Raw genomic sequence first — 1288 nt, forward strand, 5'->3', positions numbered from 1 at the left:
CCAGTCATAGACATCTTTTGCCCATTGTTCGATTTCCGGACATCGCTGGAGATGGCTGTTGTCTGCACCCTTTTCCAGATTTACGGTTTGGGTTCCAAATGCCATCTCAAGTGTACGGTCATGATTACCTCCGAAGATAAATTTCGCACAACAGTTTGGTTGAATTTTGCTGTCCGGCTTGAAAGGCTTCCAGCCCAGTTCAGTCAATCGTTCCTGCAAACGTACTTCAAGCGATTTCTCTTGATAGCCTAACGGATGAACTTTCCCATCGGGCCCAATCTCGAAATTCAGTTTCATTCGGGTCTTGTCATAGTGATTGGTCGGATCCTGATTCTTTCTGTCAATTTTGTCGTCATTCCAATGCCTTTCGTTTTCATTCGCCTCTGATGTGCCGAATGACTTCCCGGTTTCAACATGCATGGCCTGTTTAATATCTGTATTCATATAGGGTATTCTTTTGATAAATGATTAATATTTGAGTTTGCTCTTGTGCCAGTCCGCTCTGCGGGACAATGACCGGATTTTATTGCCGTCAGGCAAAAAGTCCTTATTGTGTTAAGGACTTTCTATAAATCCTCGGAACAAGTTCCTTTACTATTCAATAAGTTCCAGATCCAGTTCATCAATGAGCAACTGCAATGCTGGATTACGTTGTATCATCTGATGGAGTATCTGTCTCTTTGATGGTGAATACAGGAAGAAGTCTGCAATGTCCAATCCTTGGCTGCGTTGCTCTTCATCGGATGTACATTCCAAAACATTGGACACAACAACCCGTTTGCATATTCCAGACAACAAAGCAGACTTTTCTTTCCATTGTTCGGTTGCTCCTAAATCAGGGATGAGAGTAACCTCCCTGCCTTTGAGGACCTGCATGGCTTCACTATTGAAACAACCGTTCTTACCACCTGTTGCCAGCCATATATAATCGGGGATAAAATGGCTCATTACAACAGCGGTCTTTTCACTTTCCACCAGCATTACCGGAGACGATGATTTTTTCAGAAGATGTTCTCCAAACAGACATTGCTTCAAATGGAAATCCTGCAACTTCAACTCGGAATGTGCCCAGCTGACAAAAGCCTGAGGCTCTTTAACCCGATGGCCTGTCTCGGCATTATAGCACATTACCTTGCCGGTTCTTACCTGTCCATTTATATCTGTCTGCCAGAAAACCGTTGCGCCTCCCCATTTTGAAGACGTCCCTATGCGATACATTTCAAACAATCTGCTTGCCTCATTTTCGCCAAATACATGACAGAAATAATGATATAAGGGGTTGATTGAA

Annotated in this window: 1 protein-coding gene and 1 pseudogene; both read right to left on the bottom strand. The window is 43.4% G+C overall.

All coding sequences use genetic code 11. From position 1 onward, the window contains the following. Positions 1-444 (bottom strand): annotated as a pseudogene (locus QVP67_RS02035) (MobV family relaxase); the annotation flags it as partial. A gap of 150 nt (positions 445-594) precedes the next feature. Further along, the coding region (locus QVP67_RS02040) for a DUF6371 domain-containing protein (RefSeq protein WP_288179804.1) at positions 595-1288 on the bottom strand (694 nt) is incomplete at its 5' end.

It is taken from the genome of Bacteroides sp. CAG:633 (assembly GCF_000435115.1).
GTDB classification, from domain to species: domain Bacteria; phylum Bacteroidota; class Bacteroidia; order Bacteroidales; family Bacteroidaceae; genus Bacteroides; species Bacteroides ndongoniae.